This window comes from Streptomyces sp. NPDC056169 (assembly GCF_042268445.1).
Taxonomy (GTDB): Bacteria; Actinomycetota; Actinomycetes; order Streptomycetales; family Streptomycetaceae; genus Streptomyces.
Genome location: NZ_JBHJUO010000014.1, coordinates 127,717 through 153,353 on the forward strand (window position 1 = coordinate 127,717; position 25,637 = coordinate 153,353).

26 protein-coding genes are annotated in these 25,637 nt (G+C 74.0%); 13 read left to right on the plus strand and 13 right to left on the minus strand.

Features of this window, described 5'->3' with window-relative positions; translation table 11 throughout:
- The first annotated feature begins 138 nt into the window (after positions 1–138).
- Both ACFC0G_RS23990 and ACFC0G_RS23995 read left to right on the plus strand, forming a co-directional pair.
- On the plus strand, positions 139–2,826 hold the full coding sequence (locus ACFC0G_RS23990) for a SpoIIE family protein phosphatase (protein ID WP_376406476.1): 2,688 nt from the start codon (positions 139–141) through the stop codon (positions 2,824–2,826).
- Positions 2,827–3,065: 239 nt separating this feature from the next.
- Positions 3,066–3,323, plus strand: a complete 258-nt coding sequence (locus ACFC0G_RS23995; protein WP_376406478.1) for a type B 50S ribosomal protein L31 — start codon at positions 3,066–3,068, stop codon at positions 3,321–3,323.
- A gap of 459 nt (positions 3,324–3,782) precedes the next feature.
- Here ACFC0G_RS23995 and ACFC0G_RS24000 read toward each other — a convergent pair whose 3' ends face one another.
- The 3 genes from ACFC0G_RS24000 to ACFC0G_RS24010 all read right to left on the minus strand — a co-directional run bounded on the left by ACFC0G_RS24000 (position 3,783) and on the right by ACFC0G_RS24010 (position 5,268).
- Positions 3,783–4,280, minus strand: a complete 498-nt coding sequence (locus ACFC0G_RS24000) for a peptidylprolyl isomerase (RefSeq protein WP_376406480.1) — start codon at positions 4,278–4,280, stop codon at positions 3,783–3,785.
- Between the two features lie 127 nt (positions 4,281–4,407).
- On the minus strand, positions 4,408–4,629 hold the full coding sequence (locus ACFC0G_RS24005; RefSeq protein WP_376406482.1) for a hypothetical protein: 222 nt from the start codon (positions 4,627–4,629) through the stop codon (positions 4,408–4,410).
- Positions 4,630–4,659: 30 nt separating this feature from the next.
- Positions 4,660–5,268: a DUF6629 family protein gene (locus ACFC0G_RS24010; RefSeq protein WP_376406484.1), complete on the minus strand. Its 609-nt coding sequence runs from the start codon at positions 5,266–5,268 to the stop codon at positions 4,660–4,662.
- Positions 5,269–5,369: 101 nt separating this feature from the next.
- On the opposite strand from ACFC0G_RS24010, the gene ACFC0G_RS24015 reads away from it, so the two are divergent.
- Complete coding sequence (locus ACFC0G_RS24015) at positions 5,370–5,891, plus strand: hypothetical protein (RefSeq protein ID WP_376406486.1); 522 nt, start codon at positions 5,370–5,372, stop codon at positions 5,889–5,891.
- A gap of 62 nt (positions 5,892–5,953) precedes the next feature.
- On the opposite strand, the gene ACFC0G_RS24020 is transcribed toward ACFC0G_RS24015, so the two are convergent.
- From ACFC0G_RS24020 to ACFC0G_RS24030, 3 genes are all read right to left on the minus strand, one after another.
- Positions 5,954–6,457 carry an NUDIX domain-containing protein gene (locus ACFC0G_RS24020; RefSeq protein ID WP_376406488.1) on the minus strand — a complete coding sequence of 168 codons (504 nt, stop codon included), beginning with the start codon at positions 6,455–6,457 and terminating at the stop codon, positions 5,954–5,956.
- A 147-nt stretch (positions 6,458–6,604) separates the two neighbouring features.
- On the minus strand, positions 6,605–7,363 hold the full coding sequence (locus tag ACFC0G_RS24025; RefSeq protein WP_376406490.1) for a response regulator: 759 nt from the start codon (positions 7,361–7,363) through the stop codon (positions 6,605–6,607).
- The gene (locus ACFC0G_RS24030) at positions 7,360–8,796 is read right to left on the minus strand and encodes a sensor histidine kinase (RefSeq protein WP_376406492.1); all 1,437 of its coding nucleotides are present in this window, start codon (positions 8,794–8,796) and stop codon (positions 7,360–7,362) included. Before ACFC0G_RS24030 ends, ACFC0G_RS24025 begins: the two co-directional genes overlap by 4 nt.
- A 134-nt stretch (positions 8,797–8,930) precedes the next feature.
- On the opposite strand from ACFC0G_RS24030, the gene ACFC0G_RS24035 reads away from it, so the two are divergent.
- On the plus strand, positions 8,931–9,839 hold the full coding sequence (locus ACFC0G_RS24035) for an ATP-binding cassette domain-containing protein (RefSeq protein ID WP_376406494.1): 909 nt from the start codon (positions 8,931–8,933) through the stop codon (positions 9,837–9,839).
- Positions 9,836–10,675, plus strand: a complete 840-nt coding sequence (locus ACFC0G_RS24040) for an ABC transporter permease (RefSeq protein WP_376406496.1) — start codon at positions 9,836–9,838, stop codon at positions 10,673–10,675. The genes ACFC0G_RS24035 and ACFC0G_RS24040 overlap by 4 nt, the downstream gene beginning before the upstream one ends.
- Positions 10,676–10,690: 15 nt before the next feature.
- On the opposite strand, the gene ACFC0G_RS24045 is transcribed toward ACFC0G_RS24040, so the two are convergent.
- The gene (locus ACFC0G_RS24045; protein ID WP_376406498.1) at positions 10,691–11,560 is read right to left on the minus strand and encodes a YhjD/YihY/BrkB family envelope integrity protein; all 870 of its coding nucleotides are present in this window, start codon (positions 11,558–11,560) and stop codon (positions 10,691–10,693) included.
- A gap of 95 nt (positions 11,561–11,655) precedes the next feature.
- Positions 11,656–12,129 (minus strand): winged helix-turn-helix transcriptional regulator, encoded by a 474-nt coding sequence (locus tag ACFC0G_RS24050; protein WP_376406500.1) that lies wholly within the window; start codon positions 12,127–12,129, stop codon positions 11,656–11,658.
- A 114-nt stretch (positions 12,130–12,243) separates the two neighbouring features.
- On the opposite strand from ACFC0G_RS24050, the gene ACFC0G_RS24055 reads away from it, so the two are divergent.
- Positions 12,244–12,738 (plus strand): PaaI family thioesterase, encoded by a 495-nt coding sequence (locus tag ACFC0G_RS24055; RefSeq protein WP_376406502.1) that lies wholly within the window; start codon positions 12,244–12,246, stop codon positions 12,736–12,738.
- 78 nt (positions 12,739–12,816) lie between these two features.
- Here ACFC0G_RS24055 and ACFC0G_RS24060 read toward each other — a convergent pair whose 3' ends face one another.
- Positions 12,817–13,182: a luciferase family protein gene (locus tag ACFC0G_RS24060; protein ID WP_376406504.1), complete on the minus strand. Its 366-nt coding sequence runs from the start codon at positions 13,180–13,182 to the stop codon at positions 12,817–12,819.
- A gap of 135 nt (positions 13,183–13,317) precedes the next feature.
- Positions 13,318–14,517, minus strand: a complete 1,200-nt coding sequence (locus tag ACFC0G_RS24065; RefSeq protein WP_376406506.1) for a PP2C family protein-serine/threonine phosphatase — start codon at positions 14,515–14,517, stop codon at positions 13,318–13,320.
- A 179-nt stretch (positions 14,518–14,696) separates the two neighbouring features.
- On the opposite strand from ACFC0G_RS24065, the gene ACFC0G_RS24070 reads away from it, so the two are divergent.
- From ACFC0G_RS24070 to ACFC0G_RS24085, 4 genes are all read left to right on the plus strand, one after another.
- The gene (locus ACFC0G_RS24070) at positions 14,697–15,566 is read left to right on the plus strand and encodes an AAA family ATPase (protein WP_376406508.1); all 870 of its coding nucleotides are present in this window, start codon (positions 14,697–14,699) and stop codon (positions 15,564–15,566) included.
- Positions 15,563–16,972, plus strand: coding sequence for a VWA domain-containing protein (locus tag ACFC0G_RS24075; protein ID WP_376406510.1), 1,410 nt, complete (start codon positions 15,563–15,565; stop codon positions 16,970–16,972). The genes ACFC0G_RS24070 and ACFC0G_RS24075 overlap by 4 nt, the downstream gene beginning before the upstream one ends.
- Before the next feature lie 61 nt (positions 16,973–17,033).
- On the plus strand, positions 17,034–17,243 hold the full coding sequence (locus tag ACFC0G_RS24080) for a DNA-binding protein (RefSeq protein WP_376406512.1): 210 nt from the start codon (positions 17,034–17,036) through the stop codon (positions 17,241–17,243).
- Between the two features lie 90 nt (positions 17,244–17,333).
- Positions 17,334–17,918, plus strand: a complete 585-nt coding sequence (locus ACFC0G_RS24085; protein ID WP_376406514.1) for a nucleosidase — start codon at positions 17,334–17,336, stop codon at positions 17,916–17,918.
- Between the two features lie 89 nt (positions 17,919–18,007).
- Here the strand turns inward: ACFC0G_RS24085 and ACFC0G_RS24090 are convergent, their stop codons facing one another.
- Complete coding sequence (locus ACFC0G_RS24090; RefSeq protein ID WP_376406516.1) at positions 18,008–19,282, minus strand: alpha/beta hydrolase family protein; 1,275 nt, start codon at positions 19,280–19,282, stop codon at positions 18,008–18,010.
- A gap of 214 nt (positions 19,283–19,496) precedes the next feature.
- Between ACFC0G_RS24090 and ACFC0G_RS24095 the strand changes: the two genes are divergently transcribed.
- The 3 genes from ACFC0G_RS24095 (at position 19,497) to ACFC0G_RS24105 (ending at position 22,282) form a co-directional block, all read left to right on the plus strand.
- Positions 19,497–19,616 carry a putative leader peptide gene (locus ACFC0G_RS24095; protein ID WP_376406518.1) on the plus strand — a complete coding sequence of 40 codons (120 nt, stop codon included), beginning with the start codon at positions 19,497–19,499 and terminating at the stop codon, positions 19,614–19,616.
- A gap of 156 nt (positions 19,617–19,772) precedes the next feature.
- Positions 19,773–20,921, plus strand: coding sequence for an LLM class flavin-dependent oxidoreductase (locus tag ACFC0G_RS24100; RefSeq protein WP_376406520.1), 1,149 nt, complete (start codon positions 19,773–19,775; stop codon positions 20,919–20,921).
- Positions 20,918–22,282: an NtaA/DmoA family FMN-dependent monooxygenase gene (locus ACFC0G_RS24105; protein WP_376406522.1), complete on the plus strand. Its 1,365-nt coding sequence runs from the start codon at positions 20,918–20,920 to the stop codon at positions 22,280–22,282. The genes ACFC0G_RS24100 and ACFC0G_RS24105 overlap by 4 nt, the downstream gene beginning before the upstream one ends.
- A gap of 64 nt (positions 22,283–22,346) precedes the next feature.
- On the opposite strand, the gene ACFC0G_RS24110 is transcribed toward ACFC0G_RS24105, so the two are convergent.
- The gene (locus ACFC0G_RS24110; protein WP_376406524.1) at positions 22,347–24,281 is read right to left on the minus strand and encodes an alpha/beta fold hydrolase; all 1,935 of its coding nucleotides are present in this window, start codon (positions 24,279–24,281) and stop codon (positions 22,347–22,349) included.
- Between the two features lie 191 nt (positions 24,282–24,472).
- Positions 24,473–25,633, minus strand: coding sequence for a PP2C family protein-serine/threonine phosphatase (locus ACFC0G_RS24115; protein WP_376406526.1), 1,161 nt, complete (start codon positions 25,631–25,633; stop codon positions 24,473–24,475).
- Positions 25,634–25,637: the final 4 nt, after the last annotated feature.

Here is a 25,637-nt window from a genome sequence, read left to right on the forward strand (position 1 = left end):
GGCGGCGATGGTCGACGACCGAGTGTGACGGTGCGGACGCGTGCGGTCAACAAGGCCGGGCGGCGCACACGAGGCTCGAGGGTGTCACGCACGGGGTCCGGGATGCGGGGTCTTTCGCCGCGGGCGCATCCTGGCTGTGTGACCTCGCACGGCACGTCCGGCCCCGGCCCGGCGGCGGACGGTTCCGGGCGCCCTTCCGGGACCGGGGCCGACGGGACCTCTTCCGGCGCGCTGACGCGGGCGCTCGCGGAGGCGGCGCTGCGGGCGGTCGAGGCGGTCGGCGGGTACGCGGGCGGGGTGTATCTGCGGTCGGAGACCCCGGGCCTGCTACGGCTCGCGGTGCTGGTGGGCCTCCCGGGACCGTTGTTCCGCCCGTGGTGGCGGATGCATGTGAACCGGCCGTTCCCGGTGGCGGAGGTCCACCGCTCGGGGCAGGCCGTCCATCTGGCCGACGTCGAGGACGCGATGCGGCGGTTCCCGCAGCTGGTGGCGAGCCTGCCGTTCCCCTTCGCCTCGCTGTACACGCCCGTGATCGCGGGCCGCGAGCGGTTCGGGGTGCTCGTGGCGCTGCGGGCGCCGAGGCCGGGCGAGGCCGTGAGCGCGCGCGACCGGGGCCGGATGGCCGGCGACGCCCGCCGGCTCGGCGAGACGCTGGCCGGCCTGGCGGCGCACGGGACCGCGGTCGAGTGGACCGGTGACCCGGTGTGCGTGCAGCTGTCGTCGGGTTCCGCGCCTCCCGTGCGCTTCGGTTCCTTCGACTGGGACCTGGACTCGGGCACGGTCACGATGGACGGCGGGCTGCGGGAGATCCTCGGGACGGGGGCGGTCTCGCCCTGCTCGATCGAGGTGCTCACCTCCCGGCTGGATCCGGAGGACGCGTACGCGCTGTGGGCGGCGGCGTTGCAGGCGACGGGAGAGGACGGACGGCCGACGGTGCGCAGGATCCGGCTGAGGGGTCCGGACGGCGGACTGCACCTCTTGGAGGTGTCGGCCAGGGCCCGGCAGAACACGCCGGAACGGCCCGGTGACCCGCGTACCGGCGGCCGGCTCGCGGGCACGCTCGTCGACCTCGGGACGGGTCTCGTCGGCTCGGACGCCACGGACCGGCTGCCGCGGGCGATCCTGGCGATCGACCGGCTGGGCCGGATCACGTACCTCAACGAACGGACGGAGCGGCTCCTCGGCCGACCGCGCGGCGCACTCGCGGGGCGGCCCTTGTGGGAGGCGCTGCCCTGGTTCGGGCTCCCCTTCCACGAGGACCAGCTCCGGGCCGCGCTGCTCTCCGACGAGACGGTGCGCTTCCTGGCCCGTCCGGAGCGGGGACGGTGGCTCACCGTCTCCCTGCATCCGGGACGGGACGGCGTGACCATGGTGCTCATCCCGGAGGAGGAGCCCACGGGCCTCGCCCAGGCCGGAGCACAGGCCGGAGGGCAGGTCGAAGCACCGGCCGGAGCACAGGAACGAACCCCGGAAGGAACACCGGAAGGAACACCGGAAGGAGCACCGGAAGGAGCACCGCACGCGCCGCCGGTCGTCGGGGCGCCGACCGGCCCTACGGGGGCGCGCCGTCCCGACCGGGCGGACGACGACGGTCTCGGGGGCGGCGGTGACCGGGCAGCGGCCCTGTACCGGCCGGTGGCGCTGGCGATCGCCCTCTCGGAGGCCGTGACGGCCCGCCAGGTGTCGGCCGTGGTGACGGAGGAGTTGCTGCCGGCCTTCGGCGGGCGGCAGCTGGCGATCTATCTGCTGAGCGACCGCCGCCTGTATCTGGCCTGGGAGACGGGCTTTCCGCCGGGCTTCCTCGAACCCTTCGACGGGGTCACGCTGGACTCCCACGTGCCGGGGGTGGAGACCCTGACGACGGGCCGACCGCTCTTCTTCGAGTCGATGGACCAGCTGAGGCTGGCGTACCCGAGTCTCCCGCTCGACACCCACACGGGGGCCCGCGCCTTCCTGCCGCTGATCGCCTCGGGGCGGCCGGTGGGCTCCTGCATCCTCGGCTTCGACCGCCCCCGCACGTTCAGCCCGGAGGAGCGGACCGTGCTCACCGCCCTGGCGGGCCTGATCGCACAGGCCCTGTCACGGGCGCAGCGTTACGACACGGAGTCTGCGGTCGCGCGGGGGCTCCAGGACGCGCTGCTGCCGCACCGGCTGCCCGTGCGGGCCGGGGTGGACACCGTCGGCCGCTACCTGCCGGGCACCGAGGGCATGGACGTGGGCGGCGACTGGTACGACGTGATCGAGACGGCGCATGACCGGCTGGCGCTCGTGATCGGCGACGTCCAGGGGCACGGGGTGGCGGCCGCGGCCACGATGGGTCAGCTGCGCAGCGCCGTACGGGCTTTCGCGCTGGGCGGCCATCGGCCGCAGGACGTCATGCGGGGCACGAACCGGCTCCTGATCGACCTGGATCCCGGCCAGTTCGCGAGCTGCTGCTACGTGCTGCTCGACCCCGGGACGGGAGAGGTGCGGGCGGTACGGGCCGGGCATCCGCAGCCGCTGCTGCTGCACCCGGACGGGACGTCGCAGCTGGTGGAGCTGGCGGGCGGGGTGGTGCTGGGGGTCGACGACCGTGCCTCGTACCCCGTGACGCGGCTGCGGCTCGCGCCCGGCGCCGTCCTCGCGCTGTTCACGGACGGGCTGGTCGAGCGGCCCGGCACGGACATCGACGAGGGGATCGAGAGCCTGCGGCAGGCGCTCGCGGCGACGGGTTCGATGGCGCTCCCGGAGGCGGCGGACCGGCTGATCCGGGAGGCCCGGCAGGCCACGGCCAGGCCGGACGACATCGCTCTGCTGCTCGCGGCCCGCTGGCCGGAGACCCGATGAGCAGGACGTCCCGGCCGAGGAGCGGGACGTCTTGGCCGAGGAGCAGGACGTCCCGGCCGAGGAGCGGGACGCCCTGGCCGAGGAGCAGCACGTCCCCGGCCGTCACCCGGTCGGGCCCGTGGCGCTGGTCGGTCGGCCCATGCCCGGGGAGGCTGAGGGTGCCCGTGCCGGATCAGGCCGGACGAGCCGAGACGCTCACGTCGGGCGGACGAGTCAGGGCGCAAGCCCGAGGAGGACACGTGCAGCAGGACAAGCAGCCCGAGTACGGACCCGTGGTCTTCCGGGACCGGTCGGCCGGGTACGCCTTTCTGACCCGGTCCACCGCGACCAGCGAGCGGACCATCGCGTGGGACGACGGCAACACGTACCCGGTGATCGACGTGGAGATCTCCTCCGAGAGCCACCCCTTCTTCACCGGAAAGGCGCGGACCGTGGACTCCGAGGGCCGGATCGCGCAGTTCGAGCGCCGCTTCGGCGAGGAGGGCCGGGCGAGCTGATCGGCCGCTGAGGAATCCGATGTGGCGCTGCCGGTGGTGGACCCGGCGGACATCGCGGAGGTCGCCGCTGCGGCGCTGCGCGATCCGGCGCACGCGCGGCGTACGTACGTCCTGACGGGTCCTGTCGCGGTGTCGCCGCGCGAGCAGGCGCGGGCTCTCGCCGGGGCCGTGGGCGAACCGGTGGAGTTCGTGGCGCAGAGCGCGGCGGAGGCGCGGTCGCACCTGGTGCGGTTCCTGAGCGGAACGCGTTCGCCTTCGCCTGAGGCGAAGCGGCCCCGTGCTCGGGGCCGGCTGCCGCGTCGGCCGGGGCGGGGAGCCGTGCGTCCTGTGGACGGTGCTCCCCTGCCCCGCCGTGCGGGCGAGCGAGGGCCACGGGCCCTCGGCTCATGCTCCGCGGAGGCTACCGATCAGTGCTTCTGATCCCAGTGCTGCTGATCCGGCCTCGGGTCAAGAGCCTGGTCAGACCTTGACGACGCCGGACTCGGCGACCTTGATGGTGGCCTTGGTGGCGCCGGAGGAGGAGCCGAGGCCCTCGATCTTCTTGACCAGGTCCTGGCCCTCGACGACCTCGCCGAAGACGACGTGCTTGCCGTCGAGCCAGTCGGTGACGATCGTGGTGATGAAGAACTGCGAGCCGTTGGTGTTCTTGCCGGCGTTCGCCATCGAGAGCAGGTACGGGCGGTCGTGCTTCAGCTGGAAGTTCTCGTCGGCGAACTTCTCGCCGTAAATGCTCTTGCCGCCGGTGCCGTTGCCCCGGGTGAAGTCACCGCCCTGGAGCATGAAGCTCGGGATGACGCGGTGGAACGGGGAGCCGGCGTAGCCGAAGCCGTGCTCGCCGGTGCAGAGCTCGCGGAAGTTCTTCGCCGTCTTCGGGACGACGTCGTCGAACAGCTTGAAGACGATCCGGCCGGCCGGCTCGTCGTTGATGGTGATGTCGAAGTAAACGTTGTCGCTCATGGGGACATCCTGTCATTACTCGCGCACGGCGCGCGCACGGGCCACCCCCTCCCGTGTCGCGGCGCGCCGGTGCCCCGCGCCACCCGTGGGGGCGCGGGGCGCCGGACGGCGCGGACAGGCCCCTGGGTCAGAGCAGTCCGCCGGCCTTCGGCGTCTGGAGGGCGGACCCGGCTCCCTGGACGGTCTCCACTGTCTGGGTGACGGTCTCGGCTCCCTGGTCCTCCTGGAGGAGGCCGGTGGCACCGCCGAGGGGGTTCTCCGCGGCGCTGGCGTGCGGCGGCGGGGTGATGAGGGCCGTGACGACGCCTGCGGCGAGGGAGGCGATGGCGAGCATGCTGCGCTTCTTCATGCCCTGGTCAACTACTGAGGCGCCGAGGGGTTACGCCCGACTTCGGACCCAGACGAGGAGCACCACGGACGCGACGGCCGCGAGCGCGCACCAGGTGGAGACGAACTCCGCGCTCCACAGCAGCGCGCAGACGACCGCTCCGGCCCCCGTCAGGAGCCCCAGCAGGCGCAGGATCCGGTCGCGGGCGAGGAGCAGCGCGCCGACCGTGGCGAGGAGATAGCCGGTGATGAGCAGGGCCGCGTACGGCAGGTCGACGACGTAGCCGAGGGTGTGGCCGCGGATCTCGGCGGTGACCGGGCGGGTCGCGAGGCGGTACGCGAGGACGGCGGTGGTCGCGAGGCCCGCGGCGAGCGGCACGGACAGGCGCCGGCGGTCGACGGGGCGCGCCGCGGTCAGGACGCCGACCGGGACCCAGACGGGCAGGAGGGGCAGCGCGATAACGGCCCAGGCGAGGGTCGCGGGGCCCGCTCCCCCGCCGGAGCGCCAGACGGCGGCCTCCACGACCTGGTGGGCGCCGAGGAGCAGGGGCAGGGCGGCGAGGGGCGCGTCCCCGGCACGGCGTACGGAGGCGACCGAGGCCAGGCCGACGGCCGTGATCCCGAGGCCCGCCCAGAGGTCGGCCGTCGCGCTCCAGCACATAACGCACTTTTACCGCATATATGGCGGAACCGTATGGTTGTGGTGGATGTCTCTGCCAGTGACACCACTTGTCCCCGGAGCAGGAGAAATTGGGGGACGTCATGCATCACCGTCACACTCTCGCGGCCGTCGCCGCAGGGATCCTTCTGACCGCCGGGATCGGCGCCACGATCCCGGCAGGCGCTTCCGGCGCCCCGTCCCGCACCTCGACACCACCGACCACGGCCCAGGTCGTCAACGCCCGTTGGGGCGGACACACCGGCTTCGACCGGATCGTCATCGACATACGGGGCGGCGTGCCCCCGGTCACCGTGCGGCAGGCGAGCGCGCTGCACTACGACGGCTCGGGGCAGCGGGTCCCCCTCGCCGGTACGTACTTCCTGCAGATCACGCTCTCCCCCGCCGCTGCCCACGACGACAGCGGGCGGAACGTCTACCAGGGGCCGCGGCTCCTGAGGATCCATCTGCCCGCGCTCAAGGGGCTCGCGCTCACGGGCGACTTCGAGGGGGTGGTCACGGTCGGGGCCGCCTTCGACACCAAGCCCGCCTACAAGACCTTCACGCTGCACTCCCCGGAGCGCCTCGTGATCGACGTCGCCCACCCGGTCGGCTGCCGGGCCTGAGGCGTCACGACGGACGGACCGGCACGGGTGGGGCCGCCCGGGCGGACGGCCCCACCCCCTGGTCAGTCCGCGGCGGTGCCGGTCTCCACGTACACCGTCGATCCGGTCCTGCGGGCCCGGTCGATCTCGGCGAGGCGGGCGAACTCGCACGGCGTCATCTCGCGCTCCCACTCCTCAAGGGAGCGCACGCTGTACTCGCTGTGCTCGTCGGGGTCCAGGACGACCGCGGCGATCTGCTCGTCCGTCAGCGTGCCGCCGTCGAAGATGAAGCCGATGTGGTTGGCCGGCCACTCCTCGCCCCGGTCGGTCGTGAAATGGGTGCCGAGGAGCCGCGGCTTCCCGGTGAAGTCGAGGCCGGTCTCCTCGTGGCACTCGCGCACGGCCGTCTGCCAAGGGGTCTCCCCCGGGTCCATGTTCCCGCCGGGCCACTGCCAGAGCTCGGCGCGGTAGGAGGCGCGGAGCTGGAACGGGCGGCCGCCCGTGTCGGTGAAGTACAGGCAGGCGTACGCGGTCGCTCTCGGCAGGGTCGCGACGTACTCGACGGGCGGCAGCCAGATGTTCGCCATGGGCGGCTCTCTTTCGACGGGCCGATGGGATTCCTCCATCCAATCGGCCCGGGAGCCGCCGCCCCGCCCGTGGCGGGGAGATCACCGGATCGTGTGATCACCGGGGCAGGCGATCCTGGTCGGGCGATCCTGGTCGGGCGGGCCGGCTCAGGCCACGGAGACGAGGCCCGCCTCGTACGCGATGATCACCAGCTGCACGCGGTCGCGGGCGTCGAGTTTGGAGAGGAGGCGCGTGACGTACGTCTTCGCGGTGGCGATGCTGATGTGGAGCGCGGCGGCGATCTCGGTGTTGGAGAGGCCGCTGCCGACGAGGGTGAGCACCTCGCGTTCGCGGTCGGTGATGCCCTCGGTGCCGCGACGGGGTGCGGCGGCAGGCCGGTGCGGGCGGCCGGTGAACTCCTTGATGAGCCGGCGGGTGACGCCGGGCGCGATGAGGGCGTCGCCGGCGGCGACGATCCTGACGGCGGCGAGGATGTCGTCCAGGGCCATGTCCTTGACGAGGAAGCCGGAGGCCCCGGCGTGCAGCGCCCCGTAGACGTGGTCGTCGTCGTCGAAGGTGGTGAGGACGACGACCCGGGCGCCGGTGGGGCCCGAGGTGACGAGGCGGGTCGCCTCGATGCCGTCGGTACCGGGCATGCGCAGGTCCATCACGACGACGTCGGCGCCGGTCTCCTCGACGAGGCGGACGGCCTCCGCGCCGTTCGCCGCCTCGCCGACCACGACGAGGTCGGCGGTGTCCGTCATGACCATCCGGAGCGCGGTGCGGACGAGGGGCTGGTCGTCGGCGAGGACGACACGGACGGGGCCGACGACGTCGGCGGGCTGCTCGGCGGCGGACTGCTTGACGACGGGCTGCTCGGCGACGGACCGCGTGCCGGGGTTCTGCTCGACGGTGGACTCGCTCATCGGGCGGTGGCTCCTGTGGGGAGGGGAAGGCGGGCGGTGACGCGGTAGCCGCCACCGGGGCGGGGGCCGGCGGTGAACTCTCCGTGCAGCAGGGCGACGCGCTCGCGCATGCCCGCGAGGCCGTAGCCGGAGCCTCCGCCGGGGCGTTCGCGCTCCCTGCCGGGGGTCGGGCCGCGGTCCTCGACGGTGACGGCGACGGCCTCGGGGTCCCGGTGGTCGACGGTCACCGTGCAGGTGTCGGCGCCGGAGTGGCGCACGACGTTGGTGACGGACTCCTGGACGAGACGGAACGCGGAGAGGTCGATCTCCGGGGGCAGGGGGCGCGGGGCGCCGACCCGCCGGACCGCGATGCGGACCCCGGCGGCCCCCGTGACCTCGGCGAGCCGGTCGAGCGCGGCGAGGCCGGGCATCTCGGGGAGGGCGCGCGGCCGGGCCGGTCCGGGCGGCTCGGCGGCACGGCCGCCCTCGGTCCCGGTGCCGGTCCCGACGCCGGTCCCGGGCGCGGTTTCGCCGTGCGCCGCCGTCCTCGTCCCCGCCCCCGTCCCCGTAACCGTCGCCGTCTCCACCGCCGTCCCCGTTGCCGTCGCCGTCTCCACCGCCGTCTCCGTACGGAACGCCTCCTCCGTACGGTCGGCGAAGGTCGCGTCGGCCTGGTCCGCGGTGCGCAGGGCGCCGAGCATGCGGCGCAGTCCCGCCAGGGTCTCGCGGCTCGCCGTCTCGATCTCCGCGAGGGCCTGCCGGGCGCCCTCGGGCTGCGTGTCGATGACACGCCGGGCCGCACCCGCCTGGAGGGCCACGATGCCGATGCTGTGCGCGACCGTGTCGTGCATCTCGCGGGCGATGCGGAGCCGTTCGGCGGTGACGGCCTGCTCGGCGACCTGGGCGCGGCTCTGCTCGGCGTACTCCCGGGCCTGCGCCTCGGAGCGGCCGAGGAGCCAGGCCACGAGGGCGGTGAGGCCCACGGCCAGACCGCTCGTGGTGCCGGCGCTCCAGCCGGAGAGCAGCCGCACCGCCAGGTACACGACGATCAGGCCGAGGGCGAGCAGGAGTGCCCGCCAGGCCTCGCGGCGGGGGCGGGCCGCGGCGATGGCGTAGAGGGCGACGTCGACCGCGAGGTACTGGGCGAAGGGGATGGCGGTGACGCCGAGGGGGGTGGAGGCGATGACCGAGGCGACGAGGAGGTAGCGCAGGGCGGCGGTCGGGCGACGGGCGAGAAGGGCGCTGCCGCGCAGGGAGAGGAGCGTGGCGACGGCCAGCATGAGGAGGCCGTCCCACCGCAGGATCACGAAGCCGGGCAGGACGTCCGGCCCCTCCTGGCCGGGCACGCTGATCCGGAGGAGGGCGGTGAAGACGATGCCCGCGGCCCAGGCGACGGCGGCCCACCCACCGGGCGTGAGCCTCTTGAAGAAGGGTGCTGACGGGGTGGCGGACATGCGGTGATCGTAGAGGGCCGTCCTCTGCCGGGACATCGGACCGGGGGTGTACACCCCGGGGTGACCGTGCGGCCCGCCGAGTGTCCTTGCTGGTCCGATGCCCCGGAAGGCCTCCGCGCGGCACGGTGGTGCACATGATCGAAGTCAGGCAACTCACCAAACGCTACGGCTCCAAGACCGCTGTCGACTCCCTCACGTTCACCGTCCGGCCGGGCGTCGTGACCGGGTTCCTCGGGCCCAACGGGTCGGGGAAGAGCACGACGCTGCGGATGGTCCTGGGGCTGCACACACCGACGAGCGGCACGGTGACGGTCGACGGGCGGCCCTTCGCGGACCGGCCGCGCGGCCTCCGGCACGTCGGCGCGCTCCTCGACGCCGGTGACGTGCACGACGGGAGGACCGCACGGGCGCACCTGGCGGTCCTCGCGCGGAGCAACCGCATCCCCCTCTCCCGGGTCGACGAGGTGCTCGACGAGGTCGGGCTCGCGGGGGCGGCCCGGCGCCGGGTCGGCGGGTACTCGCTCGGGATGCGGCAGCGGCTCGGGATCGCCGGCGCGCTGCTCGGCGACCCGCCGGTGCTGTTGTTCGACGAGCCGCTCAACGGGCTCGATCCGGAGGGCGTGAAGTGGGTGCGGGGGCTGTTCCGGCGCCTTGCCGCGGAGGGCCGCACGGTCTTCGTCTCCAGCCATCTGATGACGGAGATGGAGCACACGGCGGACGAGCTGGTCGTGATCGGCCGGGGTGAGTTGATCGCGGCGGAGAGCCTGTCGGTGTTCGCCGCCCGTGGAGCGCGGCTGAGCGTGACGGTCGGTACGCCGGATCCGTCGGCGCTGACGCCGCTGCTGCTCGCGGAGGGGGCGGAAGTGACGGAGGAGGACGGTCGGCTGACGGTGACGGGGCTGCCCGCGGCGCGGATCGGCGCGCTCGCGCTGGAGAACCGGCTGCTGCTCGACCAGCTGACCACCCGTACCGCCTCTCTGGAGGAGGCGTTCATGGAACTGACCGCCGACAGTGTCGAATACGTGGCAGGAGACGCCCGATGACCGCCCTCGATGTGCGTACGGCTTCCGTGGTGGAGCCGCGTGCCCGTTTCCGTGACCTGGTGGCGTCGGAGTGGCTGAAGCTGTGGTCGCTGCGGTCCACGGGCTGGACGCTGCTGCTGAGCGCGCTGGCCGTGGTCGCCTTCAACGCCGGAACCGCCTGGGACCACTACCGGTACTGGTTCCAGTACGACGCGGAGAGCCAGGCCGCCTTCGTGAAGCAGGGCATGGCGCTGTGGGACGCGTTCACGGGGAACGCGCAGATGGTGCTGATCCTCTGCAGCGCCGCCATGGGGGCGGTGGCGGTGGTCGGCGAGTACGGCAGCGGGCTGATCCGGACGACGTTCGCGGCGGTGCCGGCGCGGAGCTCGGTGATGGGGGCGAAGGTACTGGTCGTGGCGGCCGTGCAGACGCTCTTCGGGGCGGTGGTCGCGGCCGGTTCGTTCTGGTCGACGCAGGCGATCCTGGACGTACGGGGTGCCGGTCTGCCGATCACGCACCCGGGGGCGCTGCGGATCGTCGTCGCGTCCGCGCTGCTCGCGCCGGTCTGCGCGCTGGTCGGGATGGCGCTGGGCGCGCTGCTGCGGCAGAGCGCGATCTCGATCGTCGGCTCGGTGGTGCTGCTCCTGCTGCTGCCGTCGGTGCTCTCCGACCGGCGGCACCTCACGGCTGTGCTGGCCCACGCGACGCCGCTGCACGCGTGGCGGCGGCTGGTGCCGGCGGGGTTCGGCGAGGTCCTGTACCCGTGGACGACCGGTGCGGCATGGCTGGTGTACGCGCTGTGGGCGCTGGGCGCGGCCGTGGTGACCGTGCTCGCGGTGCGCCGCAGGGACCAGTAGCGCCGCACGGGCCGGTCACGCGCCGCCGGTGAGGTCGCGGCCGAGGCGGCGGCGGACGAGGTGCTCGTGGACGAGGCGCCCGGCGAGGGCGCCTCCGTACACGACGAAGCCGACGCCGACGAGCCAGGACTGGAGGACGAGGACGGTGCCGAACTGGCCGTACGTGACCGCGTTGGAGGCGATGAGCGGGGAGAAGACGAGCTGGGAGAAGATCCGCAGCCCGAGCAGTCCGAGCGCGGTGAGGACGGCGCCGGGGGCGAGGGCGCGCCAGCGGATGCGGCCGCAGAGGAGGAAGCGCTGCGACCACCAGAAGAAGAGGAAGGTGCCGACGAGGTCGGCGACGGCGACGGCGAGGGTCGTCGAGGCCGGTGACTCCTCGGGGGCGGGGGTGGCGACGAAGAGGAGCAGGGCGGCGACGAGGACGGCGAGCCAGACGACGTGCCGCCACATGGTGTGCCAGCGGGCGGTGGGGAGGTCCCAGGCCCGCTCGTACCCGGTCTGGACGGCGGATCCGAAGGTGACGCCGAACGCGGCGAGGGCGGCGAGGCCGAAGGCGGTGGTGCGCTGGAGGGCCTGCCCCGGCTGGCCGAAGAGCCGCTCGACCTCCTCCTCGGAGACCTCGGAGACGCCGAGGCCCTGGACCAGCCAGCGGGCGAATCCCTTTCCGCTGGCGAGGTCGGCCGCCGCGACGACGATGAGGAGCGGGACGAGGGTGAGCAGGCTGAGCGCCGCGAAGCCCATGGCGCGGTGCATGAGTTCCATGGCGCGGCCGCGGTTCCAGGCGAGGCCGACCGATGAGGCGAGAAGGCGGGTGTGGAGCCGGTGGAACCAGTGACCCTGCTCGGTGGGGGAAGCGTCGTCCGGCGGGCCGGGAGTGGGGGGCATGGTTCGTGGGGTACCCGTCCGGGGGCCGGGACACCACCGAGGTGAGTCCTAACGGGTGACGCCCCGCTTGGTGGGGGCGGGCCGGGTGGATCGAGTCAGCGGGTGAAGGGGCGTGCTCCGGGGCCGGGGCGGACGGTGACGTCCCGGGCGGCGAGGGTGGCGTGCTCCTCGCCCTCGCACTGGACGACCACGCGGACGGGCGACCCGCAGTCGGTGTGCCGGATGTCGAGCACGGGCCCCTCGGGATCTCCCGCGTAGGCGTCCCCCCACTGCTTCAGGGCGAGGAGTACGGGCCAGAGGTCGACGCCCTTGGGGGTGAGCCGGTACTCGTACCGGGTGCGGGCACCGGGTTCGCGGTAGGGCTCGGCGCGCAGGACGCCGGCCGTGACGAGCTTGCGGAGGCGGTCGGCGAGGACGGCCTCGGAGAGGCCGAGGTGGCGCCGGAACTCGTCGTAGCGTCGGACCCCGTTGAAGGCGTCCCGCAGGATGAGCAGGCTCCACTTCTCGCCGACGAGGTCCAGGGTGCGGCGGACCGAGCAGTTCTCGGTGTCCGTCTCCAGCCACTTCATCGTCACACTCTAGCCACCTGACTGCGTCGTTGACAGTCAGCTGACGCGAGAGCTAGCTTCGCCGTACAGAGTCAGCAGGTGGGCGGGCCGGACAGGCCCTCACGGAGCGGAGTTGTGACAGTGCGGTCACGGACGGTCGAGTGGCAGGACGCGGGGGCGAGCGCCCGGGCCGCGGGGACGATGGCGGGGCTCGACTTCCTGCGCGAGATGGTGGCCGGGCGGCTGCCCGGGCCCCCGATCGCCGCACTGCTCGGCTTCGGCCTCGAAGAGGTCGAGGAGGGCCGGGCGGTGTTCGCCTTCGAGCCGGGCGAGGAGCACTACAACCCGATCGGGAGCGTGCACGGCGGGGTGTACGCGACCCTGCTCGACTCCGCCGCCGGCTGCGCGGTGCACTCCACGCTCCCCCAGGGCACGGCGTACACCTCGCTCGACCTGTCGACCCGCTTCCTCCGGCCGATCACGATGGACACCGGGAAGGTGCGGGCGATCGGGACCGTCCTGTCGCGGGGGCGCCGCACCGCGCTGGCGGAGGCGGGCCTGTACGACGCGGAGGACCGGCTGCTCGCGCACGCGACCAGCACCTGCATGCTCTTCCCGATGCCCGCGTAGGCGCCGCGCAGACGCCGCGCAGACACCGCGTGGACGCCCGCCGGACGTACCGGTCCGGTTCGACGCGCCGGGCGGTGCTCAGCGGGTGCCGGGGACCGGGCGGGTGCGGGTGCAGCCGTCCGGGGCGACGTCGGGAACGCCGTTGGCCTGGAGCGCCGCGCTCACCAGCGTGGCGAGCAGGTCGATGTCGGAGCCCATGTCCAGACGGACCGTCACCCACCCGGAGCCGGCGCACAGACGGACCGCGCTCGACCCGAGGAGAGCCGGGCGCAGCTTCGCGACCATGGCCCGGGTGAGGTGGACGTCGGCCTCGTGCTCCCCGTGGAAGTGCACGATCTCCTGTGTCGCGGTGCCCAGACCGAGCTCGGCACCGCAATGGGTGCGGCCGGGGGTCAGCGAGGGCCAGCTCATCAGACGTTCACTGGCATGCCTGGCCGTGTTCATACCGAGGAGCGTGCCGGGCCACGGAGCCGCGCACAAGCATCCTGGCGAAAGAATCCCGCGCAGGTGTGAAACAGGCTGCGGGCTGGCCGAAGTGACCGTGTGTCACGGGGCCCGTGGGACCGGGGTGGCGTGGGGTCACTCCGGCCGACGGGCGCGGACGCGGGCCGCGAGGACGGCCACGTCGTCCTCGGCCCGGTGCGCGTCGAGGCGCCGCAGCACCTCCTCGACGACCTGGTGGGGGCCCGGGTCCGGGGGAAGCCTGAGCGAGGCGAGGCGGGCCAGCGACACGTCGATGTCCTCGCCGCGGCGCTCGACGAGACCGTCGGTGAAGAGCAGCAGCGTCTCGGCGGGGGTGAGCGTACGGGTGGTGGGCTCGTAGCCGCCGACGCCGGTGCCGAGCGGCGGGCCCACCGGGAGGTCGACCAGCTCGGCCGAACCGTCCGCGCCGAACACGGCGGGCGGCAGGTGCCCCGCGCTCGCGAAGGTCGCGGCACCGCGCGCCGGGTCGACCCGGACGAGGAGGCAGGTGGCGGGGCGGCGGGCGTCGTCCTCGGCGACCACGGAGTCGAGGTGGCGCAGGACCCGGTGCGGCGGCAGGTCCGTGGCGGCGACCTCGCGGAGCACCGTGCGGTAGGCGTTCATGTCGACGGCCGCGTCGAGGCCGTGGCCCATCACGTCACCGACGACGAGGAGGGTGCGGCCGAAGTGGAGCCGTACCGTCTCGAACCAGTCGCCGCCGACGAGGGTGCGGGCCCCGGCGGGGAGGTAGCCGCCCGCGATCTCCAGGTTGGGGTGCGGCCTGCCCGGCTCGGCGACGAGGGCGCGCTGGAGGTGGAGGGCGGTGTCCTCGGTGGCGGCGAGGCGGCGCGCGTGGCGGATGTGGCGGGCCGCCAGGCGGGCGGCGTGGTGGACGGTGGCGGCCTCGTGGGCGGTGAGGGCGTGGCCGTCGGTACGGATGGCGGTGACCGTTCCGAGGGGTTTCTCGTCCTCGCCGACGGCGAGCGCGACGGTGAGGCTGTGCGCGGGGCCCGGGGCAGCGTGTGCCGGGCCCGGGGCAGCGTGTGCGGGACCCCGGGCGGCGTGTGTGGGGCTCTCGGCGCGGGGATCGGCCCCGGGCCGGTCCGGCTCCGAGGTCAGGCGCGCCGTCGCCGCCCGGCGCGGCGGGACGCCCCGCTCGCCGGCGAGGTCGACCACGGCGGAGCCGCCCAGCCTGCGCACCAGGAAGGTGGCGAGTTCGCGGCAGGTGTTCGTCTCGTCGAGCGTCGTGCCGATCTCGCCGATCGCCTGCTCCATCGCCCGGACCCTGGCCAGGAGGGCCTCGTCCCGTTCCGCCACGACACCTCCACCGCCGCGCGGTCTCCGGGCGGCGTGCCCGGTCCCCTCATTGCACCAGCGGGTCGCGGCCCGCGCGCGGGCACGGACCTCGCGGAACGGTTGTGCGGTGCTGCCGGATCTGATCAAGTACCCCTGAGGCTACTGGCCAGTAAGAGTTTTCGCTCCCCGGGGGGACAGGCATGACGACCGGATTCTTCAGCTCCGTGGACGATGTCGCCGAGCGGCTCGCCACGACCGGCTACCTGGCGTCGCAGGCCGTCGCCACCACCGTCTTCCTCGCTGACCGGCTCGGCAAGCCGCTCCTGGTCGAAGGACCCGCGGGCGTCGGCAAGACGGAGCTGGCCAAGGCCGTCGCCGAGGTGACGGGCGCCCGGCTCGTCCGGCTCCAGTGCTACGAGGGCGTCGACGAGGCCCGCGCGCTGTACGAGTGGAACCACGCCAAGCAGCTGCTGCGGATCACGGCGGGGCGCGGCGAGTCCTGGGACGAGACGCGGACGGACATCTTCTCCGAGGAGTTCCTCCTCGCCCGGCCGCTGCTCACCGCCATCCGGTCCGAGGAGCCGACCGTCCTCCTCGTCGACGAGACCGACAAGGCCGACGTCGAGGTCGAGGGCCTGCTCCTGGAGGTGCTCGGCGACTTCCAGGTGACCGTGCCCGAGCTCGGGACGATCGCGGCGGTACGGCGGCCCTTCGTCGTCCTCACGTCGAACGCGAGCCGCGAACTGTCCGAGGCACTCCGGCGGCGCTGCCTCTTCCTGCACATCGGGTTCCCGGAGGAGGAGCTGGAGCTCCGGATCGTCACCCGCAAGGTGCCCGGGCTCGACGCCGCGCTCGCGGCGTCCGTCGTCCGGGTCGTGGGGGCGCTGCGCGCCATGGACCTGCGCAAGGTGCCGTCCGTGTCGGAGACGATCGACTGGGCGCGCACCCTGCTGGCGCTCGGCGCGGACCGGCTGGACGAGCACGTCGTACGGGACAGTCTGGGGGTCCTCCTCAAGCACCAGGAGGACATCGTGAAGGCCGCGGCCAAGCTCGACCTGGACGCGGTGTGAGCCCGTCGGAACCGGCCGGTGCGGTTCCGGAGGCGACGGGGGCGGCTTCGGAAGCCGCCGGGACGGCGGAACGGCTCACCGGTCTGGTGGCGGCACTGCGCGACCACGGGTTCGGGATCGGGACGGGCGAGACCGTGGACGCGGGGCACGCCCTGGAGGCGGTCGGGTTCACGGACCGCGAGCGGGTGCGGGAGGCACTGGCGGCCACGCTGCTCCACGGGGAGCGGCAGCGTCCCGTCTTCGACCGGGTCTTCGACCTGTACTTCCCGGTCGGCGGCGGGGTGCGGACGGCCTTCGACGGCACCGCGGCCGACCTCGCCGAGCTGCGGGAGCGGCTCGCGGCGGCGCTGGCCGCCGACGACGGGGCCGCCCTCGGGCTGCTCGCCGCCGAGGCGGTGGGCGGATTCGGCGGCTTCGGCTCCGGCCCGGAGACGGACGGCTGGTCCTCGTACCAGACGCTGTCCCGGCTGCGCCCCGAGACCCTCCTCGCGCGGGTCCGGGCGGCGCGGCGGAGCGCGGAGCCCGAGTTCGCCGACCGGCTGCTCGACGACGAGATCCGGCGGCGGATCGAGGCCTTTCGCGAGCGGGTCAGGACCGAGGCACGGCGGCGGGTCGCCGAGCGGCAGGGCCGGAACCGGGTCGCGCGGCGGGCGGTCGCGGGGACGGCGGACGGGGTGGACTTCCTGCTCGCCGGGCGGGCTCAGCTGGACGAGCTGCGCCGTACGGTACGGCCGCTGGCGCGGAAGCTGGCCACCCGGCTGGCGGCCCGGCGGCGCCGGGCGGCGCGTGGGGAGATCGATCTGCGGCGGACACTGCGCCGCTCGCTGGCGACCGGAGGCGTCCCGGTGCGTCCGGTGCTGCGGCGGCGCCGTCCCGGACGGCCCGAGCTGGTGCTGCTCTGCGACGTGTCGGGGTCGGTGGCCGGTTTCGCACAGTTCACGATGCTGCTGGTGCAGGCCCTGCACGACCAGTTCAGCCGCGTACGGGTCTTCGCCTTCGTCAATCGGGTCGACGAGGTGACGGGGCTGATCGCGCGGGGCGCCGCGGACCCGGCGGGGCTCGGCGACCGCATCCTCGCGGAGGCGGAGCTGACCGGCTGGCACGGGCAGAGCGACTACGGGACGGCGCTCGGCGAGTTCGCCGACCGGTACGCGGAAGCCGTCGGCCCGCGCACGGTGCTCTTCGTCCTCGGTGACGCGCGGACCAACCGCGCCGACCCCAACCTCGCGGCGCTGAAGCGGGTCGCGGACCGGGCGCGGCGGGTCCACTGGCTCAACCCCGAGCAGCCCTCACTGTGGGGCACGGGCGACTCCGAGGCCCCGGCCTACGCCGAGATCGTGGACATGCGCCCGTGCCGCAACGCGCGCCAGCTCGGCGCGCTGATCGGCCGCCTGCTGCCGGTCTGACACACCGGCCCCACTCCGATGACACCGGGCCGTGCGGCACCGGGCGTGACACGATCGACCCATGTCCACCGCATCAGACGGTCCCGGGACGGACCTCCCCCGCGGCATCGGCGCGCCCGCGACGCGCGCCCTCGTCGCCGCCGGCTACACCCGGCTCGCCCAGCTCGCCGACGTACCCGCCGCCGAGCTGGCCGCCCTGCACGGCGTGGGGCCGAAGGCGCTGCGCGTGCTGGGCGAGGCGCTGGCGGAGCAGGGCCGGTCCCTGGGGTAGACGGCCGGTCCCAGGGGTGGACGCGCTGCTTAGGGGGGTCGTACGGGTGTCGGTTGTCCGGCGGCCGGGCCGCCGATTAGCGTGACCTTCATGGAACTCTTGGGAGAGATCGTCGCCGGCCGCCCTCTGTACGTCGTCGCCGTGAAGGAGGAGGCGCAGTTCCTCGACACCGATCTGCCGGTGCTGCTCACCGGCATGGGCAAGGTGAACGCGGCGACCGCCCTCGCGACCGTGCTCGGCCGGGGGCCGCGGCCGTCCGGGATCGTGAATCTGGGGACCGCCGGGGCGCTGCGCCCGGGCTTCATGGGGACGCATGTCGTCGGCACCGTGCTCCAGCACGACTTCGACGGTGCGCTCCTCGCCACGCTGACCGGTGAGACGTACGGAGAGCCGCTGACCCTGCCCGACGGCGGTGACGTGGTCCTGGCCACCGGGGACGCGTTCATCGCGGACGAGGCCTCCCGCGCCCGGCTCGCGGAGCGGGCGGCGCTCGTCGACATGGAGGGGTACGCGCTGGCCACGGTCGCCCAGGTCGCCGGCGTACCGCTGCGGATGGTGAAGCACGTCAGCGACGAGGCGGGGGACGGAGCGGCCCGCACCTGGCGCGAGTCGGTCGCCGAGTGCGCCCGGGCGCTGGCCGACTGGGCGGCGGCGAACACGCCGTACCGCGCCTGAGGCGAACGGCCCGAACCCTGGATCCCCCCGGATGCCCTGGAGCCCGCCCGAGCCGTCACAGCGGCCCGGGCGGGCTCCAGGAATGTGCGTCAGCGGTGCTGGAAGTGGACCTCCGGGTTGTTCGGGGTGGGTCCGTCGAGGACGGGCCGCGCGAGTCCGCGCAGATGCCGGTCGAAGAAGGCCGCCACGTACGTCCGTGTCACGGCGACGGCCCGGTCGGCGGGCAGCACCGGCCCGGGCAGGCCGAACCGGCTCTGGATGACCGGGAAGTCGGAGAAGGTGACGTGCTCGGCGCCGGCCACGGTGACCCACCGCTTCCAGCCGTCGAGCGTGGGCCACATCCGGTCCCAGCTGGCGTCCTGCCCGCCGGGGAGGTGCATGCCGTCGTGGGTGCCGAGCATCAGGAACGGACGGCCGCGCAGGCCCTCGGCCGGCAGGTCCTCCCAGAAGGAACCGTCCATGTTGACCCCGGCGTCGATGCGCGGGTCGGCCACCATGGCGGTGGCCGCGCTCGCCCCGCCGATCGAGTGGCCCGCCATGCCGACGCGGCGCGCGTCGATGACACGGGCGTGGCGCCAGGCGGGGCGGGGGCCGGTGAGCCGGTCGAGGACGAAGCGCATGTCGGCGGCGCGCGTGGAGGTCACCACGCTCGGGTGGACGCCGCCCTCGTCGAGCGCGGTGCAGGCGACGCAGGTCAGGGTCCGGCCGCCGGGGACGGAGATGCCGTACGACTCGTAGGCGTGGTCCACGGAGGCGACGACGTAGCCGCGCGAGGCGAGGTCCTCGGCGAGGTGGGAGAGCGTCCAGCGGGAGCCGCCGAATCCGGGCGAGAGCAGCACGAGCGGGTACCGGCCCGGGGCGGGGCGGGCGTCGGTCCCGCCGTGCGTCCGCATCCGGGCGAGCGCGTCGCCCGTGACGGCGGAGCCGACGCCGAGCGCCTCGATCAGGAGGCGCGCCTCCTCGCGGGTGGCGTACGGGGCGGGGCGCCCGTCGCCGGGCCGCGCGGCCGGGTAGTGGAGGGTGACCATCAGTTCGCGCCCGGCGGCGGTGGGGACCCACGGATCGGTGCGGGACCGGTCGACGAGCGGCAGGACCGTACGGCCGATGGCGTACGGCCCCGTGGGCGCGGGCAGCGCGGGCCGTGCGGTGCCCGGTACGACGGGCACCCCGCCCGACTGCGCAGCGACGAACGGGGCCAGGGCGGTCGCCGGAGCCACACCGGTGACCGGGGCGACGGCGGTGACCGGAGCCGCGACGGTGGCCGGAGCCACCGCGACGGACGGGCCGGCGGTGGCGAGGGCTCCGGGTAAGGCGAGGGAACAGGCGAGGACGGCGGCCGCGGCCGCGCGGGTGAATCGGGTCATGCGGGCACGCTAGAGGCGACGGCCGGGGCGGCGCGTCGTTCTCCGGGTGCATGTTCGCTCCTCCCCACGGCCGACAACTCCCCTCCTCCCACGGCCTGCTGACGCTCCCACCTGCCGGGACGGCCTTGACAGCGCGGAAGCCCGCCTGCCTATGGTGAGACGTTCCTTCCTGGATCGCGGGACGGAGCGGGACCGAAGACGAGGGGAGGCGCACGTGCACGCATCGAACGCGGCACCGCGCGACCTCGTCCGACCGGTGGCGCCACTGGTCTGCCGCCGGCACGTCGACTTCTGCCGTACGTCCTCGGCCATCTGTCCTTCCGCCGACGCCTAGGGACTCCCCGGCCCTGATCCGCCGGACGAGCAGCCCCTGACCCGTCTCTCGCGGGTGCGCGCGTTCCGTGACATCCCACCGCACTGCCGTACGCCGGCGCGCCTTCGCGCTCCCGTGTCCCGCCGCGCGCTCCTGTCTTCCGGAAGGACTTCTCCCATGCCCCGCCCTGCCCTGCGCCTGGCCGTCGAACTCGACGGCGACGGTGCCCATCCGGCCGCCTGGCGCCGCGCCGCGCACGCTCCCGGCGACCTGCTGAGCCCGCGCCGGCTCGCCCGGAGCGCGGCCGCCGCCGAGAACGCCGGATTCACGCTCGTCACCCTGGACGACTCGATCCTGCCGCCGTCGTCCGGCGCCGACCCGGTGGGCCGGATCGGCGCGGTCGAGCGGGCCGCGTTCATCGCCGCGTCGACGAGCGTCCTCGGAGTGGCCCCGGTACTGGCCACCACCTACGCCGAACCGTTCCACGTCTCCTCGCAGCTCTCCTCCCTCGACCACGCCTCGGCCGGCCGCGCCGGCTGGGTGGTGAGCGTCGAGGAGGACCCGGCGGCCGCACGGGCCTGGGGGCGGCCCCTCGTCGAGGGCTCCGCGGCCCTCGCACGCGAAGCCCACGACGGGCTCCGTGTCGTCCGGGACCTGTGGGACTCGTGGGAGGACGACGCGGTGATCCGGTCGGTGGCCACGAGCCGCTATCTGGACCGTGAGCGGCTCCACGCCATCGACTTCACCGGCGAGACGTACTCCGTGAAGGGCCCGTCCATCGTGCCGCGCCCCCCGCAGGGCCGTCCCGTGGTCCTCGCCCGCCAGGGTCTCGTCCCGGCCGGTCTCACCGATGTGGCGCTGGTCGGCGCGGCGACCGCGGCCGAGACCGGCGCGGCGGGCGAGGCGGCCAGGGCCGCCGGCGCGCCGCTGGCCTTCGCCGAGATCGAGGTGGCCCTCGACACCCCGCGCGAGTCGGCCCGGGACCGGATCGCCGATCTGGAGCGGTACTCCCCCTGGGAGGAGCGCCCCGACCGGCTCCGGTACACGGGGTCCGCCGACGGTCTGGTGAGCCTCCTCGCGGAACTCGCCGCGCAGGTCGACGGGGTCCGGCTGCTGCCGCTGGTCCTCGACGAGGACCTGGCCGTGCTCTCCCGTCTCGTCCTGCCGGAGCTGTTCGTCCGGCGGCTCGCGACGCGCCCGCTGCCCGGCACCACCCTCCGTACCTCGCTGGGCCTCTCCCGGCCCCTCAGCCGCTTCGCGAGCGGCACGGACACCGACTCCGCCACCGACACCGCCGCCGCTCTCGTCCGGGAGGAGACCCGATGACCCGCACCGACCCCACCGACGTCCCCCGCCCGGACGCCCAGCTGCACTTCGGCGTGTTCTTCCAGGGGGTCAACCACTGGACGATCTGGTCGGACCCGGCCAGCGGTTCGCAGATCGATCCGGCCTCGTTCCTCCGCGTGGCGCGGACCGCCGAACGCGGGCTCTTCGACGCCTTCTTCCTCGGCGACGGGCTGAGGCTGCGCGAGTCGGGAGGAGGGATCCACGAGCTGGACGTCGCGGGCCGCCCCGACTCGATCACCCAGCTGTCGGCGATCGCCGCCGCCACCGACCGCATCGGTCTGGTCTCCACCTCCAACACCACCTACAACGAGCCGACCGACCTGGCCCGGCGCCTCGCGGGCCTCGACCTGCTCTCCGGCGGCCGGGCCGGCTGGAACATGGTGACCACGCACAACGCCTGGACCGGGGAGAACTTCCGGCGCGGCGGCTTCCTCGACCACGCCGACCGCTACACGCGCGCCCAGGAGTTCCTCTCCGTGGCGCGCGCCGTGTGGGACGGCTGGACGGAGGGCGCGACGGCCGAGTCCGCCGACGCGCGTTCCTGGTCGGTGCCGGGGGCCGTCGGCCGCGTACGGTCGCGCGGGGCGCACTTCGACGTCGATCTCGCGCCGACCCTGCCGCGCAGCGCTCAGGGCCACCCGGCGATCTTCCAGGCCGGGGACTCCGGTGAGGGCCGGGACTTCGGGGCGCGGAACGCCGACGTGATCTTCTCCGCGCACGGTCTGGAGTTCGACGACGCCCTGGCCTTCGCCGAGGACGTCCGGCGACGGCTGCGCGCGGCGGGGCGTCCCGAGGACGCCCTGCGGATCCTGCCGGGTACGGAGATCATCATCGGGGCGACGGAGAAGGAGGCGGAGGAGAAGGCCCGCTGGGTCCGCCTCGAACAGGTCACCCCCGCCGTGGCCCTCGGCATCGCGGGCCGGCTGTGGAACATCGATCTGTCCGATCGGGACGCCGACGGCCCCCTGCCGGCCGAGGAACCGGTCATCGCCGAGTACACGGGGACGTTCGGGTCGAGCAGGTTCAGGGACACCTTGGCGACGGTCGCCGAGTGGCGCGAGAAGGCGGAGGCCAACGGCTGGTCGCTGCGGGAGGCCGTCATCGAGCTGGGCCCGCAGCGCGGGCACGTGGGCACTCCGGCGGCGCTCGCGGAGAAGTTCGCGCATTTCGTGCGGCACGGCGCCGTCGACGGCTTCAACGTCTCGCCGTACCTGATCCCGGAAGGGCTCGACGACATCGTGGACCTGCTGGTGCCCGCGCTCCAGGAGCGCGGGGTGTACCGGGCCGCGTACACGGGGACGACGCTCCGCGAGCATCTGGACCTCGCGCCGTTGAAGTGACGTGGTGGGGGTGGGGGTGCGATGTCCGTCCGCGCCCCCACCCCCTCCGTACTCCCTCCCGGGCTCAGCCGAAGGGCAGTTCCAGGAACGAGGGCTCGTCCTCCGGTGAGCCGAAGGCGGTCTGCGTCCAGGTGATGGAGGCGCCGCCGTACAGCGGGTCCATGCTGTCGACGACCAGCATCAGCCGGTGGCCGGCCTGGATGTCGTACGCGGCGGCCTGGAGCTGCCAGGTCACGGTGGTGTCCTGGTCGGGCGTCAGGCCGTACACGTTGAGCGGTTCGTGGGTGATGATCCGGGCCGTCTCGTCCTCGGCGACGTCCAGGAGATGGGCGACGAGGCCCGCCGAGGTGGCGGTGGAGCGGACCGTGAGGCGCAGGCGCGGGATCCCCCGGACGCGGCGGGCCGCGCGCCCCTCCCCCTCGGGTCCCTCGTGTCCCTCGGGCGCGAGGAGCGGCTCGGTCGTCCAGGCCACGGCGTGCCGCCGGTCGATCTTGCGGGTGTCGTAGATCTTGGGGTTGCCGGCCCACTCCGCCTGGCCTGTCTTCATGAGCGGCAGGTCCATGGCGGTGGCCTCGGTGTCCACGCCCGCGACGAACGCGCGCCGCCAGCCGGTCTCCTCCGGCGGGGCGTTCCCCTCGTCGGCGCGCGGGACGAGCAGGCCGTCGGCGCCGCCGGCCCCGTCGCCGGTGAGGCCGAGCACCTCGACGCGCGTGGTGACCTCGCTCCAGTCGGCGCGGGTCTCGCGGACCGCCGGTTCGACGATCCGGTTCTCCCCGGTCGGCTCGCCGGTGCCGGGGTCCGTGACCGGTTCCGTGACGTACGTGAACATCACCTGGCTGGAGACCTGTTCCCAGTCCTCGACGCCGTTGCTCTCGCCCTTGAGGTGGTGGTCGAGCCAGGCGTACGCCTCCTCCATGGGGACGTTGGCCTTGCGGGGCTCCGTACCGAGGAGCCCGGGACCCTCGGGGGCGGCGTGGTCGCCGATCCACAGGTTGAGCCGCTTGGGCACCCGCAGGCCCTCGAAGGTCGTCAGGACCTGGTTGACCGGGAAGAGGCTCTCGTGCCAGGTGTTGGAGAAGAAGGTGGGCGTCTCGTTCCCGTTGGTGAGGGGCAGGTACGACTCGGGGGAGCGCCTCCGCCCCCACCTGACGACCTCGTCCAGGTTCCGGTCGGCCTGGAAGTCGGCGAGGATCTGCTGGTTCGCCTCGCTGAACTTCTCCTCCACCGGTCCGCCGGTGAGCGAGATCAGCGCCTTCACGGCGGCGAGGTGCCGGGTCTTGTTGTCGTAGAGGCTGGTGGCGAGGTTGCCCCAGGTGCTGAGGGCGACGACGGCGGAGACCCGGTCGTCGTGGGCGGCGACGAGCTGGCTGATGCCGGAGCCGTAGGACTCGCCGAGGAATCCGATGCCGCTCGGGCCGAAGTGCTGGACGGCGAAGTCGATGACGGCGGAGCCGTCGGCCCAGTCGTCGGCTCCGGCCACTTCGACGAAGCCCTCGGAGGTGGAGGGCAGTCCGGGGATGCCGAGGCCGCGGGGCGTGTAGGCGATGACGTGGTAACCGCGGCGGGCGAGGCTGAGGTACGCCCAGAGGAACAGCGGCCAGCCGAACGGGGTCCAGCCCGCCGGGACGACGACGAGCGGATGCGGGCCGGGGCCGAGCTGGTAGAGGCTGAAGGCGGAGAGCTTGACGCCGTCCGTCGCCTCGATGCGGTGGTACGCGGGCCAGGCCACGCCGCGGATCTCCTCGACGTGCGCCGCGAGTTCGGCCGGGAGCAGCGACTCGGCGCTCGCCGTGCCGGGGCCGCCGCCGCCGAGGAGCGCGGTGGCGAGGGTCTGGCCGAGCCGGACAGCGTCCGGGTTCACCGTTCCGTCGGCCGCCCAGAGGCCGCTTCCGCTTCCCGCGATCCGGGCGGTGTCGGCGGCGGTGAGGCCCACCGTGCCGTCCGGGAAACCGGGGAAGTCTTCGAACGAGCCGGCGGTGAAGGGGTTGTCCTGGGGCACGTGCACCCGTTCCTCTCGAGTGGACTGCAGACCGTCCGCGATGCGGACGGTCGCAAGCCTCACGTATGCGGGCCGGAGCGGCCAGAGCGCACGAACGGCGCACGTGTCACGCAACCGTGCGTGAACGACACAAGCCGCCCCGAACTCGATGTTTGGGGGCGCCGAGGACGGTCAGGAGGAGGGGCGAGCGGTCAGGAGGAGGGGCGAGCCGGCTCGGGCGGGCTGACGGACTCGGGCGGGCGGGCCGGCTCGGGTGCGCGGACGACGAGCAGTGCGGCGACATCGTCGTCGAGGCCGTCGACGCCGTACGCGGCGAGGTCGCGGTGGAGGATTTCGGGCAGCTCGTCGGCCGGATCCCGGGCCCAGCCGCGCAGCCGCGTCTCCAGCGGATAGAAGGTGCCGGCCCGGTCGCGGGTCTCGCTGACGCCGTCGGTGAAGAGCAGCATCCGGTCCCCCGGGCCGAAGGGCACCTCCTCGATCCGGTGGTGGTTCTCGGCGAGGCCCGCGAGGTTGACGGGCAGGGAGGGGTCGGCGAAGACGACCGGCGTGACCTCGGCCCCGCGCTGGATCAGCGGGGCGGGATGGCCGCAGCTGAGGAGCCGGGCGATGTCCCGGTCGTCGGGGAACTCCACGAGCACGACGGTGGCGAAGCGTTCGGCGGCGTCGGACTCGGGGTCCCAGCCGTTGTAGCGCGTCAGGCCCTCGTCGAGGGTGTCGGCGAGGGCGGCCAGGTCCGGGGCCCGGTTGACGGCGGCCCGGAAGGCGCCGAGCAGGACGGAGGCGGTCTCGACGGCGCCGAGGCCCTTGCCCTGGACGTCGCCGAGCATGATCCGTACGGCTCCGGGGACCCGGACGGCCTCGTAGAAGTCGCCGCCGATCCGGGCCTTGGCGGCGGCCGCGACGTACAGCAGGTGCAGGTCGAAGCGGCCCAGGCGGTCGGGCAGCGGACGCAGGACGACGCGCTGCACGACCTCGGCGACGGCGGTGACCTCGCGCAGGTCCCTTTCGTAGCGGGTGCGGACCAGGCTGACCCAGGCCGAGGCGGCGGTGACGAGGGCGATGACCACCTCGCTGGCGAGGAGTTCGGGGACGAGGGTCTCGGACCGGCCGAGGTGGAGCAGCGCGCGTACGCCCATGGCGAGCAGGCCGATGCCGATGGTCCCGCGCACGCTCCAGGTGACGGCGGCGAGCGCGGGCGCGGCGACGAGGAGCCGCTCGAAGCGCTCCTCGTCGGGGGTGAAGAGATCGGCGGCCGCCGTCATGACGAGGATCAGGAAGGGCAGGGCGCGACCGATGTTGAACTGGGTGCGCTCCGCCCTGCCGGGCGGGCGCCGGTGGCCGGCATCAGGCATTTCA

Excerpts from the sequence above, each read along its gene's own strand:
- ACFC0G_RS24115 (WP_376406526.1), bottom strand. The coding sequence starts at position 25,633 with ATGCCTGATGCCGGCCACCGGCGCCCGCCCGGCAGGGCGGAGCGCACC.
- ACFC0G_RS24020 (WP_376406488.1), bottom strand. The coding sequence starts at position 6,457 with ATGGCGAACATCTGGCTGCCGCCCGTCGAGTACGTCGCGACCCTGCCG.
- ACFC0G_RS24080 (WP_376406512.1), top strand. The coding sequence starts at position 17,034 with ATGTCCACCGCATCAGACGGTCCCGGGACGGACCTCCCCCGCGGCATC.
- ACFC0G_RS24005 (WP_376406482.1), bottom strand. The coding sequence starts at position 4,629 with ATGAAGAAGCGCAGCATGCTCGCCATCGCCTCCCTCGCCGCAGGCGTC.
- ACFC0G_RS24090 (WP_376406516.1), bottom strand. The coding sequence starts at position 19,282 with ATGACCCGATTCACCCGCGCGGCCGCGGCCGCCGTCCTCGCCTGTTCC.
- ACFC0G_RS24000 (WP_376406480.1), bottom strand. The coding sequence starts at position 4,280 with ATGAGCGACAACGTTTACTTCGACATCACCATCAACGACGAGCCGGCC.
- ACFC0G_RS24045 (WP_376406498.1), bottom strand. The coding sequence starts at position 11,560 with ATGCCCCCCACTCCCGGCCCGCCGGACGACGCTTCCCCCACCGAGCAG.
- ACFC0G_RS24100 (WP_376406520.1), top strand. The coding sequence starts at position 19,773 with ATGCCCCGCCCTGCCCTGCGCCTGGCCGTCGAACTCGACGGCGACGGT.
- ACFC0G_RS24085 (WP_376406514.1), top strand. The coding sequence starts at position 17,334 with ATGGAACTCTTGGGAGAGATCGTCGCCGGCCGCCCTCTGTACGTCGTC.
- ACFC0G_RS24010 (WP_376406484.1), bottom strand. The coding sequence starts at position 5,268 with ATGTGCTGGAGCGCGACGGCCGACCTCTGGGCGGGCCTCGGGATCACG.
- ACFC0G_RS24070 (WP_376406508.1), top strand. The coding sequence starts at position 14,697 with ATGACGACCGGATTCTTCAGCTCCGTGGACGATGTCGCCGAGCGGCTC.
- ACFC0G_RS24105 (WP_376406522.1), top strand. The coding sequence starts at position 20,918 with ATGACCCGCACCGACCCCACCGACGTCCCCCGCCCGGACGCCCAGCTG.
- ACFC0G_RS24035 (WP_376406494.1), top strand. The coding sequence starts at position 8,931 with ATGATCGAAGTCAGGCAACTCACCAAACGCTACGGCTCCAAGACCGCT.
- ACFC0G_RS24025 (WP_376406490.1), bottom strand. The coding sequence starts at position 7,363 with ATGAGCGAGTCCACCGTCGAGCAGAACCCCGGCACGCGGTCCGTCGCC.
- ACFC0G_RS24060 (WP_376406504.1), bottom strand. The coding sequence starts at position 13,182 with ATGAACACGGCCAGGCATGCCAGTGAACGTCTGATGAGCTGGCCCTCG.
- ACFC0G_RS24050 (WP_376406500.1), bottom strand. The coding sequence starts at position 12,129 with ATGAAGTGGCTGGAGACGGACACCGAGAACTGCTCGGTCCGCCGCACC.
- ACFC0G_RS24040 (WP_376406496.1), top strand. The coding sequence starts at position 9,836 with ATGACCGCCCTCGATGTGCGTACGGCTTCCGTGGTGGAGCCGCGTGCC.
- ACFC0G_RS24015 (WP_376406486.1), top strand. The coding sequence starts at position 5,370 with ATGCATCACCGTCACACTCTCGCGGCCGTCGCCGCAGGGATCCTTCTG.
- ACFC0G_RS24030 (WP_376406492.1), bottom strand. The coding sequence starts at position 8,796 with ATGTCCGCCACCCCGTCAGCACCCTTCTTCAAGAGGCTCACGCCCGGT.